The organism is Luteolibacter pohnpeiensis, from assembly GCF_016595435.1.
Taxonomy (GTDB): Bacteria; Verrucomicrobiota; Verrucomicrobiia; order Verrucomicrobiales; family Akkermansiaceae; genus Luteolibacter; species Luteolibacter pohnpeiensis.
In genome coordinates this window covers 1-605 of sequence record NZ_JAENIJ010000180.1, presented here as the reverse complement: position 1 = coordinate 605, position 605 = coordinate 1, and the positions used below count along the sequence as shown (strand labels likewise).

Genomic DNA, 605 nt, shown 5'->3' with positions numbered 1-605 from the left:
TCGTCGTAAGTCAGGACGCTGATGCCACCGGAGCCGGAACCCTCGAGCGCGGTCCAGTTGTAGGTGCGGGCGAAGTTGAGCGACTTGATGTCGGCACTTGCCACCGAGTAGGAGAGGAATGCTTCGTTCTCCCAGATGTCGCCGATCTCCGCATCCTGGCCTTCCGCCGCCGTGTTGATCAGGTCACCGGAGATTTGGATCTCCACCTCGAGGATCGCTTCCAGGTTGGCCTTGGTGATGAGACCGCCCTGCACGTTGACGAAGTAGTTCTTCATTTCCGCCGAATTCCGCATCGCCTGGAACACGTTGTAAGGAAGGGTCAGCAGGTTTGGCGTCACCCCGATGCGGGAGCGGATCAGGTTCTTGCCCGCATCGATATCGGCGACAATGGTAGAGCCAGCCTCATTCCACTTGGTAACGGGGCTTGAGGTTTGCGAGGCCGCACGAACCAGATTGCGCACCCGGATTTCATGGTTGATCGCCACAATTCGCGAGGTGCGCTCCATGCCCGCGCTATCAGCCGCGAAGATGCTCGCATACATCATCAGCTCCATCTTATCGATCGGTTCTTCGACCCCGTAGTCCTTGCAAAGGAAGGTATCGCT

Annotated in this window: 1 protein-coding gene; it reads right to left on the bottom strand. The window is 58.2% G+C overall.

Annotation, left to right across the window (positions count from 1 at the left end):
- Positions 1 to 605: hypothetical protein (locus JIN85_RS22595; protein ID WP_200274485.1), on the bottom strand; the 605-nt coding region annotated here is incomplete at both ends.